Genomic DNA, 15,583 nt, shown 5'->3' on the forward strand with positions numbered 1-15,583 from the left:
TACCGGGGTTTACGCTGTTTGAACCACATTCAGTGCAATCTTTCTGAAATGAAAATAAACACCAAATAAGGATACTAAAGCCGTTATCAAAAAGAAAACCATACTTATGGTTACTGAAGTGTTTTCATCGAGCATGAGTAAAGAAGCCCCATAGAAAAAAGTCACTTCTCTACTTCCGATTCCCCCAATGGTCATTGGCAATACAGCCACAATCGATGATATTAGAAAAATAAAGAGATAGGCCCAAGTAGTAGCCACGATACCCAGTGCTTTGAGAATCATCATGACACTGATCAACTGGGCCAGTTGTACCAAAGCAGAAAGCGCAAACGATTTCCAGAATATTGGGAGCAGATAGGGGAATAATTTTTTGTTCAAGAACCAAAAAACAGTAATACTTAATACTATGGCCGTTATAAATGCCCAATTAAATGGGGTTAAGGCGTCATTGTTTAGAAGCAACGCAAGGATACAGGCGTAGATGAATAGGAGTAAGAGCCCACTGAGCCGATCTAATACCAAGACAGACACCACGCGCTTCGTCTTGATGTCGAAGTTTTTTTTGAGCAAATAACCTTTGTAGGCGTCCCCACCGATACCTCCTGGGAAAAAAAGGTTATAGAACATACCTAAAAAGGCCAGCTTTAAGTTGGCGATTTGAGTGAGTGGTATACCAATACGGTGAAAATAAAGGTTTACCCTCACTGCGGAAATAATTTTTGAAGCCGTAAACAACAATACCGCCAATATAAGATATGTCGGATCGGCGCCTTTGAGTACCGCTCCTATTTCCCGAAGATTGATTTTGGTGAAAATAAAATAGACAAGGGCAATACTTACGACCACTTTAAGGGCCGTCATGAGCTTTTTACGATTCACCACCTATGGAAATTTTTTTTATTCTATATGGCCGCTTTTTCTGTGATTCATAGTAGGTTCGAATCAGTAGTTCCATTACGATTCCTATGGTAAACAATTGTATGCCTCCCAAGATAAACATCATACCGAAAATGAGCAAAGGGCGTGTTCCGATATCCTCGCCCATGCCGAACTTTACGATGAGCAAATAAACATTGATCAGAAAGCCGAGCATGATGAGTAATACACCAAAAATACCGAAAAGGTGTATCGGTCGCTGAAAATACTTTCTAATGAACAAAAGCAGCATCATATCGGCAACTACCTTAAAAACACGTTCCAAACCATATTTTGATACACCTGCATGGCGCGCGTGGTGTTTTACGGGAACCTGTTTTATTTGTGCACCTTCCAAATGGGCCAATAAGGTTATAAAGCGATGCATCTCACCATAGAGGTTGAGGTCTTTGGCGATATCACGGGTAAAGACTTTTAGGGCACAACCGTTATCTTTTATGTCTAATTTGGTAATGCGACGCACCAAAAAGTTGGCGATTTTAGAGGGGATTTTCTTAACGAGCGAATCTTTTCTTTTTTGACGTATTCCAGTAATTACATCGTACTCTCCACTCAATGCTTGTTCCAACATTTGGGGAATGTCACTGGGGTCATTTTGAAGATCTCCATCCATTGTGATAATGAACTCTCCTTCGGCATAGTCTAACCCCGCAGCCAATGCCAAACTTTGCCCATAGTTTTTTTTAAGTTCGATTAAATGAACCTTATCGTCTTTCATGTTCTTTACCACCTTGCGCGTCGCATCTTTCGAGAAATCATCAACATAAATAATCTGATAATTATAACCCTTTAGGCTCTCGTGAATTTTTTGAGTCAAGAGTGACACGTTTTCTTCTTCGTTATATAAGGGGACGACTACGGAAAGTGTTAAAGTAGTTACAGGATTCATTTGATGGGATTCTAGGAGTGTCGTTTTGGTTCTATGATTGAATGTCGATACCCAAGATTATTTGGGTTCGGCAAAGTTATGTTTTTATTCATAATACTTGGTTATTGTCAGTAATCTCTCTATTTGTCTACTTTAAAGCGGCTTGGAATCATTTTTTCTGGTTTTTGTAAGCCTTAAAAAGCTTCTCTGCTGCAGTAAAAGGCGATGTAGTACCCCTAATGACATCATCTATTACAGAAGGTAATGTATTGACGATGTCGGGGTGTCTATAAAAATCGGTGGTAATTCGATTATCGATATATTGTAACAACCAATTTTTGTTTTGCTTTTTACGATTTTCCTTGAAATAACCATTTGAAGAAGTCAAGGCTATAAACTTTTCAATCAACTCCCAAACTTCAATTATTCCCTTATTTTCTAATGTTGAACAGGTAAGTACTTCCGGTTTCCAGCCACTCTCTTTTAATGGGAACAAGTGCAATGCTTTGATAAAATCTTGCTGTGCTAAGTTGGCCACTGTAGTATTTTCTCCATCTGCCTTATTGATTACCAAGGCATCTGCCATTTCGATAATCCCTCGTTTGATTCCTTGAAGGTCATCACCCGCGCCGGCTAATTTGAGTAGTAAGAAAAAATCGACCATACTATGAACCATGGTCTCACTTTGCCCAACACCTACCGTTTCTATTAGAACGATATCATAGCCCGCAGCTTCACACAATATAATGGTCTCTCGGGTTTTTCGAGCCACACCTCCTAGCGATTCACTTGAGGGCGAAGGGCGTATAAATGCATTTGGATCTTTTACCAATTCATGCATTCTTGTTTTATCGCCTAGAATACTTCCTTTGCTTTCCGAACTGGTAGGATCTACGGTAAGTATGGCGACTTTTTTACCCAAAGCGGTCAATTTTTTACCTAAAACCTCAATAAAGGTGCTTTTGCCTACCCCGGGAACGCCTGTTATGCCGACTCTCAGGGTTTTTGTGTTTTGACCGAGGCACTTTTCGATAATTAGATTTGCCTTTTCGAGGTGATCGGCATTGCTACTTTCTACTAAGGTTATTGCTCTGGCCAAAGCATTTTTGTCACCCCTTTTAATACCATTGAGAAGTTCTTCGACCGATGGTATTTGCTTCCTTTTATGCCTCGATTTGGAAAGGTTATTGGTATAGGTATTTTTTTTTAAGGCCAATCTTTATGGGTTAATGGGGACTTTTACCTTTGTTCGATCCCAGCTAAGTGTTAAATATAGCGCTGCCGAATCTTCAAACGAAATGGTGAAATTTTCTTGAATATTGGGTAGGGTTTCGGTCGGCACTTCTACCCGAACCACGTCTGCTTCCGGGTCTCGCGTAGTATCTTTACCTCCACTAAGTAAAGTGACTCCCCAATCGGGAACGTCCTTATTGAAAATAACACTCCAGCTATCGGGGTTAGGTTCTGTCCATATCGAATAGGTTCCCGCAGTTAAATTTTTATCCATTATTTTAATATCGGAGGCTGTAGTAAAGGTAGTTGGTTCATTGGCCCCTGTTCGCCATATTATACCATAGGGCACCAAAGTCCCGAAAATTTCACGGTCTTTTTTAGCGGGACTCGAATAGTTTACCGAAAGATCGGCTCCATTTTTTGAATAGGTGGCTGTTTTTTCCGGACTGTGTTTTTTTGTCTGCCCCTTTAAATAAGGTTGACCGATGGTAAAGAAGAGAGCGGCCAATACAATCAACACAATCAAAAGCCATTTTAAGATTTTCATTTTCTTAGGTTTAAGTGATGAAAAGTCAGCGGTTTTCTAGTCATCGTGGTGTTCAACTACTAAGTTACAAAACCAGATGATACCTTTTCTTTTTATGAACGCATAAAGTTTTCACATAAATTTAATAGTTGGGTTGCGTATATGATAATCATCTTTACTATCTTAAAATAGAATTTTAAATGTTGATTATGAAAACGATATTCAAAACGAAAGCAACGAACGAAGGTGGAAGATCCGGTCATGTTACCAGTGAAGACGGTACGCTTGATTTTGCCATAAAAATGCCTGATAAAGATGGGCAAACTGATGGAACGTCTACCAATCCGGAGCAATTGTTCGCCGCTACCTATTCGACATGTTTTGCCGGAGCTTTACAAGTGGTTGCCAAAGACCAAAAAGTTGATGATCTTGGTGATTTTAGCGTTACCGCGACGGTTGCATTTAATAAAGATGATGATGGTTTTTTTATAGAGGTGACACTTGACTGTTATTTACCTACAGTGAATACAGAAACAGGAGAAGAATTGGTAAATGCCGCACATGAAATTTGCCCTTACAGCAAAGCCACTCGCGATAATATCACTGTGCATTTGAATTTATTGGTCGACGTCTAGAAGCAGGCACTCCGAATTCTTAAAGTGCGTTTTCATGCCGGGTTTTAAAATTTTGGTCTGGGGGAAGTACCTCCGATTGAAATTTAGAACAAGGGCAACTGGGCTTCGTGTGTCGTAAATTTAAATTCAGACTCATTTTTGTACAACTCGCCGGGTCTCAATACACTTTTGGGGAAATTCTTGTGATTAGGAGCATCGGGAAAATTTTGCGTCTCAAAGCAAATACCGGTAAAATGTGGTGGTGTATAGACTACAACAGCTGGTTGATTTGTCTTTACGTCCATAGAGATGCCAGATTTTTGAGAGTGTATGTGTGCTGCAATTTTAGTGTTCGGGTTGATTACATAAGGGGTGTCCAAGCTTGTAGTACCAATGGGTCGCTTGTTCATAAAATCATATTTTGATCCTTTCACAGATACCACTTTGCCTGTGGGCAAAAGGTTTTCATGTGTTTCGACACGTGCCGGGCAGTTCAATTGAAGGTCATAATGCTCTAAGCTATCGCTCTCATCAAGTTTAAAATAAGAGTGATTGGTCAGGTTTACCACGGTTGTGCGGTCCGTTTTGGCCTGATGTAAAATTCGTAGGCTGTTGTTGATCAATTGGTAGGTAACCATAACTTTTAAGTTACCAGGATAGCCCTCTTCTAAATGTTTGCTGAAATACGAAAGTCTTACATAGGGGCGATTACCGTGGTTCACCTCTTCGATGGTCCAGTATTTTTTCCCAAATCCTTCTTTTCCTCCATGCAAATGCACCCCATGTTCTCCGTATAATGGGTAGGTTTCCCTGTCAAGTTCAAAACGGGCCTTGGAAATGCGTCCCGCAAAACGACCTACGCACGCTCCAAGATGAGCGGTATCGGTCAAATAGTCATTGGGAAAATTGGAACCAACTACCATGTTGGTATAATTTCCTCGGTTATTCTTTACCAAAACCTTTTGAATGATAGCACCATAATCCAATACGATGAACGTAATATATGGGGTAGTAAGCGTAACTTGTTTCAAGCGGAAATATTTAATTTTTTATAAAAGTAATCGTTTTTTGCAACATCGGAATATTTTCCCCGTCCTTAGTATAACAACAAGCTTAAACCAACAACGAAACGAATCCAATGTTTCCAATTGATGTCGTAAATCAGTGCAAAGCTAATAATAGAAAAGCGCAATTGCAGCTATATGAGCAATATTGTAATGGTATGTTTCATGTTGCCTTGCGTTTTGTCGGAAATACCGACGATGCCGAAGATGTCATGCAGGAATCATTTATAAAAGCTTTCGAGAAAATACATCAATTTAAGGGCGAAGTTACATTTGGAGCTTGGTTGAAGCGTATCGTTATCAATAAAAGTATTGATTTTATAAAATCGAGAAAGGAAGTGTTGGTAGCCTTGAACGAGAACCATATTTATATGGTTGAAGATGAAGATTGGTCGGTAGAAAATGAGGTTACCGTTGAGGAGGTTAAATCTGCTATAACCATGCTTCCCGAGAAATATAAATTTGTAGTGATGATGTATTTACTTGAAGGGTATGATCACGGCGAAATAGCCCAAGTGCTCGATTTGACGGAAAATACTTGTCGAACGAGGTTACTACGGGGCAAAGGGTATTTACGGGAATTATTAAAAAACAAAGTATATGGCACAAGATCTTAGGGAAATGTTCGAAAAGAAGTCTACTCCCGAAGCTGAACAGCTGAGAGGCGGGCATAAAGAACGCTTTTTAGAGCGTTTGAATGCAGCAATTCCAGAAGAAAAGAGCAAACCTTCTTTCTTCGCCTTTAAAATAGCGGCATCACTATTATTATTGGTTAGTGTTGGCGGTTATCTGTACAATACATCGACACAAGTTCGGTCGGTGGGGCAAAAGAGTAATGTAGTAGTCGAAAAAATATCACTGGGCGACTTATCACCTGATTTGAAGAAAGTAGAGAATTATTACATATCAAGTATAAATATGGAACTGTCGAAATTGAATCTAACTGATGAGAACAAAACGTTGATCGATAGTTTTATGGAACACATGGAGGAACTAGATCATGAATATGACATTTTGAGCAAAGAATTGAATGATATAGGCCCCAATGACCAGACGATAACAGCGCTAATAAAAAATCTACAACTGCGATTACAGCTGTTGCAAAAATTAAAAGTGAGGTTGAACGATTTAAAAGCATCAAAAAATGAAACAAGTACGATTATCTAGAAGTATTACGCTCTTATTTTTAATTGTAAATATAGTGGCATACGGACAAAATGAGTCAAAAACATATGCAGAAACGTTTGCAGTTGATAGTGACGCCATCATTGAAATTAATACCAGTTATGCCGATATTCAGTTTGAAACATGGGACAGAAGTGAGGTCTTTATAGAAGCTACGGTTACCTTGGAAGATGCCACGCCCGAAGAAGCGGAAAAATATTTTGAGGATGATATCGTCGAGATTTTAGGGAATAGTTCTAAAATTAAAATATCAACGAAAGAAAACAGTCCATTTTCAGTGCATAACATTACGGGAGGTTTTAAACATGATTTTCATTTTGAAATTCCTGAAATTGAACCAATAATCGTTGAAATTCCCGAGGTGGCCGAATTGCACGAATTGGTTGAAATGGCCGATATACCACCACTTCCCAACGTGAATACCATGAAATTCGATTACGAAGCTTATAAAAAGGATGGTGAGAAATACATGAAAAAATGGCAAAAAGATTTCGAAAAAGGTTTTGACAAGAAACATCAAAAGAGAATGGAAGAATGGGCTAAGCGTATGGAGGAGCGGGGTGAACATTACAAGGAGTTGGCGCAAAAACGTGCAGAAAAAATGAAGAAACTTCACGAAGAAAGAGCTAGGGTTCATGAGCAAAGGGCAGAAATTCATGCTAAAAGGGCGGAAGCCCATGCTCAAAACCTGTCTGCCCGAGTGGCCTCTAGAAAATTAATGGTTGAAGGTGACCGCTCGGGTAATAATGGCCCCGATATTTTTTACATCAATTCAGATGGTAAGCCCAAAAATGTAAAGGTCAAAAAAGTAATTAAAGTAAAAATGCCGAAATCGGTAAAATTAAGAATGAATGTGCGTCACGGAGAAGTCAGGTTAGCCGAAAACACAAAGAATATCAATGCGACACTTTCACATGCAAGCCTTTTTGCGGCTACAATAGACGGTGATCAAACTACGGTAAGTGCTTCTTATTCCCCGGTATTGGTAGAAAGGTGGAATTATGGTCGGTTAAAAATTGAGTATTCCGATGATGTTGAACTCAACGAAGTGTCTAACCTTTCCTTAAGCTCGAATTCTTCCGAGGTCTCCATCGAGCGTTTGGCGAACCGTGCTTCGATAAATAATAAAATGGGCGTTGTTAGAATTTACTCGATCGCTCCCGATTTCTCTGATTTAGAAGTTGTTTCCAGCTACGGCGAGATATTCTGTAAATTACCGAGCTCGCCTATGAATATCAGTGTGAATGCCACAGCCTCTGAGGTAAGGTATCCGGCAAAACTAGTGCTTAATACTTCTGGGAATTCCAAAAATATCCTATATGAGGGCCATCATATTGATACCACTGGCGGTCGTTCGATTAGTATCGCTTCTAACTTTGGTGAGGTCACTTTAGAATAGTATATGTTGAGCAACTATCTGTTGCTTGATAAAACAGTCATAAAAAAAGCGACCTCAGATTTTCTGAGGTCGCTTTTTTCATAGTATGTCTCATGAACAATATTAGTCCATAGTTTTTATTTTAACATTCTTAAAGCTGACCAGATCACCATGGTCTTGTAAAAGAATATGACCTTTATCCGCTTCACCAAAATTAGGCCATTTGGTGTATTTACTTTCCGACACGAGCTTTCTATAGTTGTCACTTTTTCGCTCGTATTCCAATACTTTGGATCCATTAAGCCAGTGTTCGATATGATTGTCTTTGGCTACGATACGGGCTGTGTTCCATTCACCGATCGGGTTAATAGGTTTATTTGTGTCTGCTTGTATCAAATCATATAGCGAGGCTACGGTGCGGCTACCATCATGGTTGCCCAATTTTGCATCTGGGTGTTTTGCATCGTCTAAAATTTGGTATTCCAATCCGATAGAAGAACCGGGCCCTTTATTGACATCGGTGTCTACATAATATTTAATACCACTGTTTCCACCTTCGGTAAGCTTGAAATCGACTTTTAGTTCAAAATTGCCATAAAGGTCTTTGGTCACGATATCACCACCGGCGGCCGATTCTCCGCCTCCTGAAGACAATACGCTTAAAACCCCGTCTTCTATTTTCCAGCCACTTTCTGGAAACTCGTCTAAACGAGCTCCGCGCCATCCTTCTGTGGTTTTTCCGTCCCATAACATCTTAAACCCATCTTTTTTCTCTGACACCGTCAAGTTGTTTTTGGTAACGATTGGTGCAATGGGTGATTTTCTAGAATACTTTGAAAGGTTGTCGGTCAAGATGTTAATATTTCTCCAGATAATTTCGGTCCCCGGAGTTTTGTCTTTGCCGATACCGTGTACCTGAAGCCCTATAAAACCACTTGCGGTCTTGTCATCGATAAGATGCGCTGCGGGCACTCCGTTGATCCATGTTTTCAAGGTGTCGCCAATGGCTTCTATACGATAGTGATTCCAGTCGTTTTGTTTAAAGGCTTTCTGAGCTTCCGGATTGTTATCAAGCGGATTCAGCCAACCACGACGGCCTTCGTCATAAATGCCCGCGCTCCAAGCGCGATCTGATGGGTCAATTTCTATCTGATAGCCATGTACTCTTCCATCTCGGTAATGAGGAAAGCTATTGCTGCGGATTTGAATACCCGAGTTCATCGAAGGATCTACTTTGTATTCAAGTTCTAAAATGAAATCTCCGTACATTTTGTCAGAGGTCATAAATGAGTTGGGGGTATTGTTTACGGTAGTACCAACGATTGTTTCGTCACGTACCATGTATTCGGCAACCCCTCCTTTTTGGGTCCAACCGTTTAAAGTTTGGCCATCAAAAAGTGATATCCAAGGGGTATCGTCTTTTTTTTCTTCGTTGCAGCCAACAAATAAGAATATGGCCACCAAGGCCATAGAAATTGAATAATAGGTCGATTTTAATCTCATGTTGTTTTTTATTTGAGCCATTAAAGATAAACGTAATTCTCAACAAACAAAAAAAGCGACCAATTTTGGTCGCTCAATTTTTTCATCTGTTCTAGCTACATTTTGGCTAATGCGCCCCCTTTTTTAAGTATTCAGGAAAATTTTGCTTGAATCGGTTCAACCTGGGGACCGAAACGTTGCGAATGTATGAATTGTTAGGGTTTCGTTTTTCGTAATCTTGGTGATAGTCTTCGGCATCATAGAACTTACGTAGCTTGGTGACTTCAGTGACTATTGGAGCATCATAGACCTGTTGTTCTTTAAGGGCAGCGATATAGGTATCTATTATTTTCTTTTCTTCTTCATTTTTATAAAAGGCTATTGAGCGATATTGAGGTCCCCTGTCGGGTCCTTGACGGTTTAAAGAGGTGGGGTCATGCGAACCAAAAAAGACTTGTACCAATTCGATGAAGGTAATCTCTTTTGGATCATAATACACTTCGACGGCTTCGGCATGTGAAGTTAGCCCACGGCCAACTCGTTCATACGTAGGATTTTTTTCTTTACCACCGGCATAACCAGAAACAACTTCCTTTACGCCTTTTACACTTTCGAAAATAGCTTCTACACACCAAAAACAACCGCTGGCAAAGTATGCAGTTTCATATTTGTCCAATTCTTGGGAAGTCAGTTTAAAAGTTTCTTCATTACTTTCATAAGCAGCACCCTCAACGAAGGTGTGCTCAGTTTTTTTGTTATTCGATTGGCAGCTTGTCGCAAAAAAAAGTGTCAGTATTAAAATAGGTATCTGTAATTTCATCATTGTGCTTATTTATTACACTTAGTGGGCGTAATATATAAATACTTACGAAAAATAAGATCAAAAAGTTTGGTCCATCCCTAAAAAGAAACTCTTTTATTTCTTTTATTGTTCAATATATTTGATTCATGACACTCTTACGTAAAAGGTTTCAAAGTAATTTTCAAGAGCCTATTTCTATTTTAGATAAGGGAATACCCCTGAAAATGTATACGGGTTTAAACCTATCTATCGAAAATAGTAATTTAGATGGGTTGAACCTCACCGAACCCGAGATTTGTCAAAACTATATTACGTCGGTGTTACAGACCAATAATGCTGAAGTGGCCTATGGCGGGTACTTGGAAAACCGTAGCCTTTATTCTGACAAAGTAGGATTTATGGGAATAGGTGAGACGCAAAGAACAATTCATTTGGGCATCGATTTTTGGACAAAGGCAGGAACAACTGTTTTGGTACCGTTCACTGGAATCGTTCATAGTTTTAAGAACAATAATATTCGTGGCGATTATGGGCCCACGATTATTCTTGAGCATGAAATAGCCGGTTTACGGTTTCATACGTTGTACGGTCATCTGTCGATAAAGTCTTTGCAAAATCTCAAAACAGGGCAATCATTCGAGACAGAGGCTGTTTTGGGTACTATAGGAAGCCAAGAGGTCAACGGAAACTACGCCCCCCATCTTCATTTTCAAATAATAATCGATATGAATGATTGGTCGGGCGATTATCCTGGTGTTTGTGCCAAATCGGATATATCCCATTATTCCGATAATTGCCCTGACCCCAATCTTTTGCTTAATCTTTAGGGTCGGGAGAATTTTTTTTAAAGAAGTTCCTCGCAATAAAATCCTTGGGTTTTCAATGTAGTGGAAACCCTATCTGGTCTGATTTGTTGGGTTTCGACCCGGAGGATGTTATCACAATCCTCCAGATCAAAATTCCAATAATCGTTGGGGTCTATCATTTTATTCAAAAAGGGTCGAAGCCTTCGAACTTGCTTCTTTTTGGTAACCGATGTCTTAAATACTAAAACTGTTTTCATTTGACAGACTTTATACGATTGATTACCGCTCCCAGAATGCTGGTGGTTCAATGCCCAATGATCTTAAATAGACATAGCCTTGGCCGCGGTGATGTATTTCGTTGTCAATAAAATAGAAGATCGAAGACAATACAGTTCCTTCATATTGGCCAAAGAGTTTAATGGTTTCCTGAAATTTTTCTACAGGTATTTGCGACCAATGGGCATTGATTTCTTCAGTGGCATTGTCCCATAGCTCCAAAATTTTGGCTTTACTATTGCCGTGGTCAAAATGCTCTTTTAAATCTGAAGTTTTGCCCGTTGCAATTTCCCGGGTTCCTGGTCCGGCGATACCAAGAAGTTCCATTGTAAGCTCGGCAAAAGTGCGCATTCCCCCAATGGAATGGTTGAAAAAAGCTTCTTCGGGAAATGCCTCGATGGTACGACGGGTTAGACTTCTATGCCCTTGCCAATGCTTTAGCAATTCTGAAGGTGTGATGACCTGGGCGGTTTTTTCTTGTTGTACTACTGTTGTGTTCATAGGATCTATTTTTAAGTGATTACTTATACCGTAAACAAATGTAAAACCACTAGGTGACAGCCCTTTGTCAGTAGATGAAAATAGAAACAAAATATTTTTTAAAATATTGAAAATCAGTTTTTTAGTGTTAAATATCTTCTTCTTTTATAATTTTCGAATTGCTGTTGACAAAGGGTTGTCATCGACCATCCCTTTCTTTATACGAATCAAATCCGACGTTTATGATACCTCCAAAAATAATTCTGATGGCCGATTTTAAAATGGTAGGCCTACTCGCTGTAATGAAAGTGCAAAATGAAACCCGTGTTCAAGCCAAGCTTTGATCTGAAGTCCTATCTTTGGAGTATATGTCATTCAATTATGGGTATTGATACTGTAAAACGTTTTGATCGCATTGTGGCTATATTGATTCAGTTACAATCGAAACGTATTGTTAGGGCACAAGAACTTGCCGATCGGTTTGAGGTAAGTCTTCGTACCATTTATCGCGACATTAGAACTTTAGAGGCTTCTGGCGTACCGATAGTGAGTGAGGCTGGGGTAGGCTATTCTATTATGGACGGGTATCGACTTCCGCCGGTGATGTTCACCAGAGAAGAAGCCGGTAGTTTTGTTGCCGCAGAAAAGTTGATGCAAAAGTTTACCGATGCATCGCTCGGAGCATATCATAAATCGGCCATGTATAAAATTAAGTCTGTGCTTCGTGGAAAAGAAAAGGATTGGATTGCTGCTTTGGAATCTCAAGTATTTATCGACCCCGCCCAAGTGCTGTTTAATGAGAAGGTACCCAATGCCCTTGAGGTGCTTTTCGAAAGTATAGCTGAAAAAAAACAAGTGTTTTTGAGGTATCAATCTTTACAGGCCGATTGCCCCTCTGAAAGATATATCGAACCTGTAGGGTTGTTTCACGAAAACAACTTTTGGTATGTTTTGGGCTTTTGTCATCTACGAAAAGATTACAGGCAATTTCGTACCGATCGTATGCTGGCGATTCAATGTTCTGGTAAACCTTTTGAATTGATTCATGGTACAATCGATGAACACCGGAATAAAAAGACGGATCGGCAAAAGACAAAAATCAGGATTCTTGTTGATCGAACCGTTGCTCGCTATATTAAAAGTGGAAGCAAGTCATATGGTTTCGTTTCCGAAAAAGTGAAGAATGACCAGATAGAAATGACTTTTATGTCTTCCGACGTGGTGCATGGCTTTCCTAGATGGTATATGATGTTTGGTGATCATGCCAAAATTCTGGAGCCCGAAAGCCTTAAGGTACGCGTAAAGGAACTGTTGAAGCGAACGGAGGACGGGTTGTAGGTTTTTTAAATAACAAACTTGGTTTGAGCGATCTAATCTTATTCTTTCTTCTGATAGTCCTATCTTCTAGTACAACATTCTTTAAAAGTTTATCATCTCCTTATAATACTGTTTAACATAATTTACCAAAGGTGGGTACATGGGCATAACCCTATTCCCATCCATATCGATAAAAAGCACCTTCTCCCGATAAGGTGTTTTCGGGCCCGGTTACGCTCATCGGTGATATTTTACCTTTAATCCGAAGTTGGGCCGCTCAACGATTTTAAAGGGTTCTTGAACGAACGGAAACCCCGTATAATGGGGCCTACGGCGTTTTATTTATATAAAACGCAAGTCATGAAAACTATCTTAACTATTACTTTTGTTCTTTTTATCTCAATGGCCGCCCAGGCCCAAGATGCTAAAATCGAGGCCAACGAAGTTAAGGTTGAAATGACCGATACCAAGGAAATCAAATTGGAGAACAATACCGAAGTTGCCCGTTTGTACAAGTTCAAGAATTCAAGGGTAAAAAAGGCTTTGGCCTTCACCACTAAAAGAAACAAGGCTAAAATGGCTTAATATTTTTTCCGCTTCCCGATTATTTTATCCATCCAAAACGACATTCCTGAAAAGTATCCCCTGCATTCTGGATTAAAATCCGATATTCCGCAAAGTGGCGATATGGAAAATCTGTTCCCATCCATATCGATAAAAAGCACCTTCTCCCGATAAGGTGTTTTGGGGCCCGGTTACGCTCATCGGTGATATTTTACCTTTAATCCGAAGTTGGGCCGCTCAACGATTTTAAAGGGTTCTTGAACGAACGGAAACCCCGTATAATGGGGCCTACGGCGTTTTATTTATATAAAACGCAAGTCATGAAAACTATCTTAACTATTACTTTTGTTCTTTTTATCTCAATGGCCGCCCAGGCCCAAGATGCTAAAATCGAGGCCAACGAAGTTAAGGTTGAAATGGCCGATACGAAAGAAATCAAATTGGATAACAATACCGAAGTTGCCCGTTTGTACAAGTTCAAGAATTCAAGGGTAAAAAAAGCTTTGGCCTTCACCACTAAAAGAAACAAGGCTAAAATGGCTTAATCCTATTCTTCTTTTCCGCATTGTATTATTCCTCTCGAACGACATCCTTTAAGACCTCCCAAACGTTTTGCGCCAGAATCTTATGTCCTTTACCAGTGGGATGTATACCATCGGATTGATTCAGTTCGGGTACTCCCGCCACATCTTCTAGTAAAAAAGGAATCAATGCCGTGTTGTTCTTTTGAGCTAGCTCAGGGAAAATGGTTCTAAATTCAGAGGTGTAGTCATCGCCCATGTTAGGGGGAATCTGCATACCGGCAAGAATTATTCGTGTTTTTGGGTTTTTCTTTCGTACCATATCGATAATGGTTTGAAGATTGCTTCTGGTCTCTTGCAGCGGTATCCCTCGCAGACCGTCGTTGGCCCCTAACTCCAAGACAAAGACATCTGTTGGTTGGTTCAGTACCCAGTCTAACCTATTTTTTCCCCCTGAGGTAGTTTCACCACTCAGACCGGCATTTACCACAGTATAGTCGAGATTCAGAGAATCCAATTTTTCCTGTATCAGCGCGGGAAAGGCGTTCTCAGGACTCAGTCCCATTCCCGCCGTAAGGCTATTTCCAAAAAATAAAATCACTTTACTTTTTGAAACGGGCACAGCCTCGACTTGTTTGCCAGATTCTTTTGCATCATGACTTTCCGATTTTTTGGAAGCTGTATCCCCACAGCTTACCATAACCGTAAACATTAAAAAATAACAAAACTTTAATAGGTTGCTCATGATACTATGGTCTTAAAATCAAAATCATTTCCTTATTTTTCCCTGTGTTCAAGAAATAGGATTAATTTTTTTTTATGACAAAGATATTAAACGTTCGCAATCTTGGTAAGAGTTACACGAGCGGATCAAAGAAACTAACCGTGCTGGATGATATTTCCTTTGACATCACTGCAGGTGATACATTTGCAATTGTAGGGCCTTCAGGTAGCGGAAAAACTACCTTGCTTGGTCTTTGCGCCGGACTTGACCGACCTGATACAGGTTCCGTTGAGTTGTGTGGTGTCTCGATGACCAGTTTGAGCGAAGATGAAAGGGCCGTATTGCGAAATCAGAAAGTCGGATTTATTTTTCAAGATTTTCAATTGTTACCTACACTAACAGCTTTAGAGAACGTAAGCGTACCCATGGAATTACAGGGGTCAAAGGACGCAGGGAGAATTGCACTCGAACTCTTGGATAAAGTGGGATTGGCAGATCGCCGTCATCATTACCCGTCTCAACTTTCAGGTGGGGAGCAACAGCGCGTGGCCTTGGCAAGGGCTTTTTCGAATACGCCGGCCATATTATTCGCAGATGAGCCTACAGGAAACTTAGATGAAGAAACAGGGGAGAAGGTTGTACAGTTGTTGTTTGATTTAAACAAAGATGCTGGAACTACTTTGGTTATTGTTACACACGATCTTGACCTTGCCAAGCGAAATCAGCACATCTTAAGACTCAAAGGCGGCAAAATTTTGGTCGATGAAAACCCGATAGTATTGTGAGCGATAGTTTAGGAATATTGTC

Annotated in this window: 19 protein-coding genes; 9 read left to right on the top strand and 10 right to left on the bottom strand. The window is 40.0% G+C overall.

Annotation, left to right across the window (positions count from 1 at the left end):
• Positions 1-9: 9 nt before the first annotated feature.
• The 4 genes from AACZ88_RS08750 to AACZ88_RS08765 form a co-directional block, all read right to left on the bottom strand.
• The gene (locus AACZ88_RS08750; protein WP_339708996.1) at positions 10-882 is read right to left on the bottom strand and encodes a lysylphosphatidylglycerol synthase transmembrane domain-containing protein; all 873 of its coding nucleotides are present in this window, start codon (positions 880-882) and stop codon (positions 10-12) included.
• Positions 869-1,825, bottom strand: a complete 957-nt coding sequence (locus AACZ88_RS08755; protein ID WP_339708998.1) for a glycosyltransferase family 2 protein — start codon at positions 1,823-1,825, stop codon at positions 869-871. The genes AACZ88_RS08750 and AACZ88_RS08755 overlap by 14 nt, the downstream gene beginning before the upstream one ends.
• 148 nt (positions 1,826-1,973) lie before the next feature.
• Positions 1,974-3,020: a methylmalonyl Co-A mutase-associated GTPase MeaB gene (gene meaB / locus AACZ88_RS08760; RefSeq protein ID WP_339709000.1), complete on the bottom strand. Its 1,047-nt coding sequence runs from the start codon at positions 3,018-3,020 to the stop codon at positions 1,974-1,976.
• 3 nt (positions 3,021-3,023) lie between these two features.
• Entirely contained in the window at positions 3,024-3,584 is a 561-nt protein-coding gene (locus AACZ88_RS08765; protein WP_339709002.1) for a DUF2911 domain-containing protein, read from the bottom strand.
• A 188-nt stretch (positions 3,585-3,772) separates the two neighbouring features.
• Here AACZ88_RS08765 and AACZ88_RS08770 point away from each other — a divergent pair, with 188 nt between their 5' ends.
• Positions 3,773-4,198, top strand: a complete 426-nt coding sequence (locus AACZ88_RS08770) for an organic hydroperoxide resistance protein (RefSeq protein WP_339709004.1) — start codon at positions 3,773-3,775, stop codon at positions 4,196-4,198.
• An 83-nt stretch (positions 4,199-4,281) separates the two neighbouring features.
• Here AACZ88_RS08770 and AACZ88_RS08775 read toward each other — a convergent pair whose 3' ends face one another.
• Entirely contained in the window at positions 4,282-5,208 is a 927-nt protein-coding gene (locus tag AACZ88_RS08775; RefSeq protein ID WP_339709006.1) for an aldose epimerase family protein, read from the bottom strand.
• 107 nt (positions 5,209-5,315) lie between these two features.
• Between AACZ88_RS08775 and AACZ88_RS08780 the strand changes: the two genes are divergently transcribed.
• The 3 genes from AACZ88_RS08780 to AACZ88_RS08790 are packed head-to-tail and all read left to right on the top strand — an operon-like array spanning position 5,316 to position 7,825.
• On the top strand, positions 5,316-5,858 hold the full coding sequence (locus tag AACZ88_RS08780) for an RNA polymerase sigma factor (RefSeq protein ID WP_339709008.1): 543 nt from the start codon (positions 5,316-5,318) through the stop codon (positions 5,856-5,858).
• On the top strand, positions 5,842-6,408 hold the full coding sequence (locus AACZ88_RS08785; RefSeq protein ID WP_339709010.1) for a hypothetical protein: 567 nt from the start codon (positions 5,842-5,844) through the stop codon (positions 6,406-6,408). The genes AACZ88_RS08780 and AACZ88_RS08785 overlap by 17 nt, the downstream gene beginning before the upstream one ends.
• The gene (locus AACZ88_RS08790; RefSeq protein WP_339709012.1) at positions 6,386-7,825 is read left to right on the top strand and encodes a hypothetical protein; all 1,440 of its coding nucleotides are present in this window, start codon (positions 6,386-6,388) and stop codon (positions 7,823-7,825) included. Before AACZ88_RS08785 ends, AACZ88_RS08790 begins: the two co-directional genes overlap by 23 nt.
• A 102-nt stretch (positions 7,826-7,927) precedes the next feature.
• Here the strand turns inward: AACZ88_RS08790 and AACZ88_RS08795 are convergent, their stop codons facing one another.
• Both AACZ88_RS08795 and msrA read right to left on the bottom strand, forming a co-directional pair.
• Positions 7,928-9,307, bottom strand: coding sequence for a DUF1080 domain-containing protein (locus AACZ88_RS08795; protein WP_339709014.1), 1,380 nt, complete (start codon positions 9,305-9,307; stop codon positions 7,928-7,930).
• A 106-nt stretch (positions 9,308-9,413) separates the two neighbouring features.
• Positions 9,414-10,109, bottom strand: a complete 696-nt coding sequence (msrA, locus tag AACZ88_RS08800) for a peptide-methionine (S)-S-oxide reductase MsrA (RefSeq protein WP_339709016.1) — start codon at positions 10,107-10,109, stop codon at positions 9,414-9,416.
• Between the two features lie 125 nt (positions 10,110-10,234).
• Between msrA and AACZ88_RS08805 the strand changes: the two genes are divergently transcribed.
• The gene (locus AACZ88_RS08805; protein WP_339709018.1) at positions 10,235-10,915 is read left to right on the top strand and encodes a peptidoglycan DD-metalloendopeptidase family protein; all 681 of its coding nucleotides are present in this window, start codon (positions 10,235-10,237) and stop codon (positions 10,913-10,915) included.
• A gap of 17 nt (positions 10,916-10,932) precedes the next feature.
• Here AACZ88_RS08805 and AACZ88_RS08810 read toward each other — a convergent pair whose 3' ends face one another.
• Positions 10,933-11,151 carry a hypothetical protein gene (locus tag AACZ88_RS08810; RefSeq protein ID WP_339709020.1) on the bottom strand — a complete coding sequence of 73 codons (219 nt, stop codon included), beginning with the start codon at positions 11,149-11,151 and terminating at the stop codon, positions 10,933-10,935.
• 22 nt (positions 11,152-11,173) lie between these two features.
• Complete coding sequence (locus AACZ88_RS08815) at positions 11,174-11,671, bottom strand: DinB family protein (RefSeq protein WP_339709022.1); 498 nt, start codon at positions 11,669-11,671, stop codon at positions 11,174-11,176.
• A gap of 360 nt (positions 11,672-12,031) precedes the next feature.
• Here AACZ88_RS08815 and AACZ88_RS08820 point away from each other — a divergent pair, with 360 nt between their 5' ends.
• The 3 genes from AACZ88_RS08820 (at position 12,032) to AACZ88_RS08830 (ending at position 14,076) form a co-directional block, all read left to right on the top strand.
• Positions 12,032-12,988, top strand: coding sequence for a YafY family protein (locus AACZ88_RS08820; RefSeq protein ID WP_339709024.1), 957 nt, complete (start codon positions 12,032-12,034; stop codon positions 12,986-12,988).
• 339 nt (positions 12,989-13,327) lie between these two features.
• The gene (locus AACZ88_RS08825) at positions 13,328-13,552 is read left to right on the top strand and encodes a hypothetical protein (RefSeq protein WP_339709026.1); all 225 of its coding nucleotides are present in this window, start codon (positions 13,328-13,330) and stop codon (positions 13,550-13,552) included.
• Positions 13,553-13,851: 299 nt separating this feature from the next.
• The gene (locus AACZ88_RS08830; RefSeq protein WP_339709028.1) at positions 13,852-14,076 is read left to right on the top strand and encodes a hypothetical protein; all 225 of its coding nucleotides are present in this window, start codon (positions 13,852-13,854) and stop codon (positions 14,074-14,076) included.
• A gap of 25 nt (positions 14,077-14,101) precedes the next feature.
• Here AACZ88_RS08830 and AACZ88_RS08835 read toward each other — a convergent pair whose 3' ends face one another.
• The gene (locus AACZ88_RS08835) at positions 14,102-14,797 is read right to left on the bottom strand and encodes an arylesterase (RefSeq protein ID WP_339709030.1); all 696 of its coding nucleotides are present in this window, start codon (positions 14,795-14,797) and stop codon (positions 14,102-14,104) included.
• Positions 14,798-14,871: 74 nt separating this feature from the next.
• On the opposite strand from AACZ88_RS08835, the gene AACZ88_RS08840 reads away from it, so the two are divergent.
• Positions 14,872-15,561, top strand: a complete 690-nt coding sequence (locus AACZ88_RS08840; RefSeq protein WP_339709032.1) for an ABC transporter ATP-binding protein — start codon at positions 14,872-14,874, stop codon at positions 15,559-15,561.
• The last annotated feature ends 22 nt before the right edge of the window (positions 15,562-15,583 follow it).

Origin of the sequence: uncultured Kriegella sp., assembly GCF_963975415.1 — a bacterium.
Classification (GTDB): domain Bacteria; phylum Bacteroidota; class Bacteroidia; order Flavobacteriales; family Flavobacteriaceae; genus Kriegella.

What these genes read in the sequence shown, in the direction of transcription:
- AACZ88_RS08785 (WP_339709010.1), top strand. Translation starts at nt 5,842, where the DNA reads ATGGCACAAGATCTTAGGGAAATGTTCGAAAAGAAGTCTACTCCCGAA.
- AACZ88_RS08825 (WP_339709026.1), top strand. Translation starts at nt 13,328, where the DNA reads ATGAAAACTATCTTAACTATTACTTTTGTTCTTTTTATCTCAATGGCC.
- AACZ88_RS08840 (WP_339709032.1), top strand. Translation starts at nt 14,872, where the DNA reads ATGACAAAGATATTAAACGTTCGCAATCTTGGTAAGAGTTACACGAGC.
- AACZ88_RS08765 (WP_339709002.1), bottom strand. Translation starts at nt 3,584, where the DNA reads ATGAAAATCTTAAAATGGCTTTTGATTGTGTTGATTGTATTGGCCGCT.
- msrA (WP_339709016.1), bottom strand. Translation starts at nt 10,109, where the DNA reads ATGATGAAATTACAGATACCTATTTTAATACTGACACTTTTTTTTGCG.
- AACZ88_RS08790 (WP_339709012.1), top strand. Translation starts at nt 6,386, where the DNA reads ATGAAACAAGTACGATTATCTAGAAGTATTACGCTCTTATTTTTAATT.
- AACZ88_RS08795 (WP_339709014.1), bottom strand. Translation starts at nt 9,307, where the DNA reads ATGAGATTAAAATCGACCTATTATTCAATTTCTATGGCCTTGGTGGCC.
- AACZ88_RS08755 (WP_339708998.1), bottom strand. Translation starts at nt 1,825, where the DNA reads ATGAATCCTGTAACTACTTTAACACTTTCCGTAGTCGTCCCCTTATAT.
- AACZ88_RS08780 (WP_339709008.1), top strand. Translation starts at nt 5,316, where the DNA reads ATGTTTCCAATTGATGTCGTAAATCAGTGCAAAGCTAATAATAGAAAA.
- AACZ88_RS08820 (WP_339709024.1), top strand. Translation starts at nt 12,032, where the DNA reads ATGGGTATTGATACTGTAAAACGTTTTGATCGCATTGTGGCTATATTG.
- AACZ88_RS08835 (WP_339709030.1), bottom strand. Translation starts at nt 14,797, where the DNA reads ATGAGCAACCTATTAAAGTTTTGTTATTTTTTAATGTTTACGGTTATG.
- AACZ88_RS08810 (WP_339709020.1), bottom strand. Translation starts at nt 11,151, where the DNA reads ATGAAAACAGTTTTAGTATTTAAGACATCGGTTACCAAAAAGAAGCAA.
- AACZ88_RS08805 (WP_339709018.1), top strand. Translation starts at nt 10,235, where the DNA reads ATGACACTCTTACGTAAAAGGTTTCAAAGTAATTTTCAAGAGCCTATT.
- AACZ88_RS08815 (WP_339709022.1), bottom strand. Translation starts at nt 11,671, where the DNA reads ATGAACACAACAGTAGTACAACAAGAAAAAACCGCCCAGGTCATCACA.
- AACZ88_RS08830 (WP_339709028.1), top strand. Translation starts at nt 13,852, where the DNA reads ATGAAAACTATCTTAACTATTACTTTTGTTCTTTTTATCTCAATGGCC.
- AACZ88_RS08770 (WP_339709004.1), top strand. Translation starts at nt 3,773, where the DNA reads ATGAAAACGATATTCAAAACGAAAGCAACGAACGAAGGTGGAAGATCC.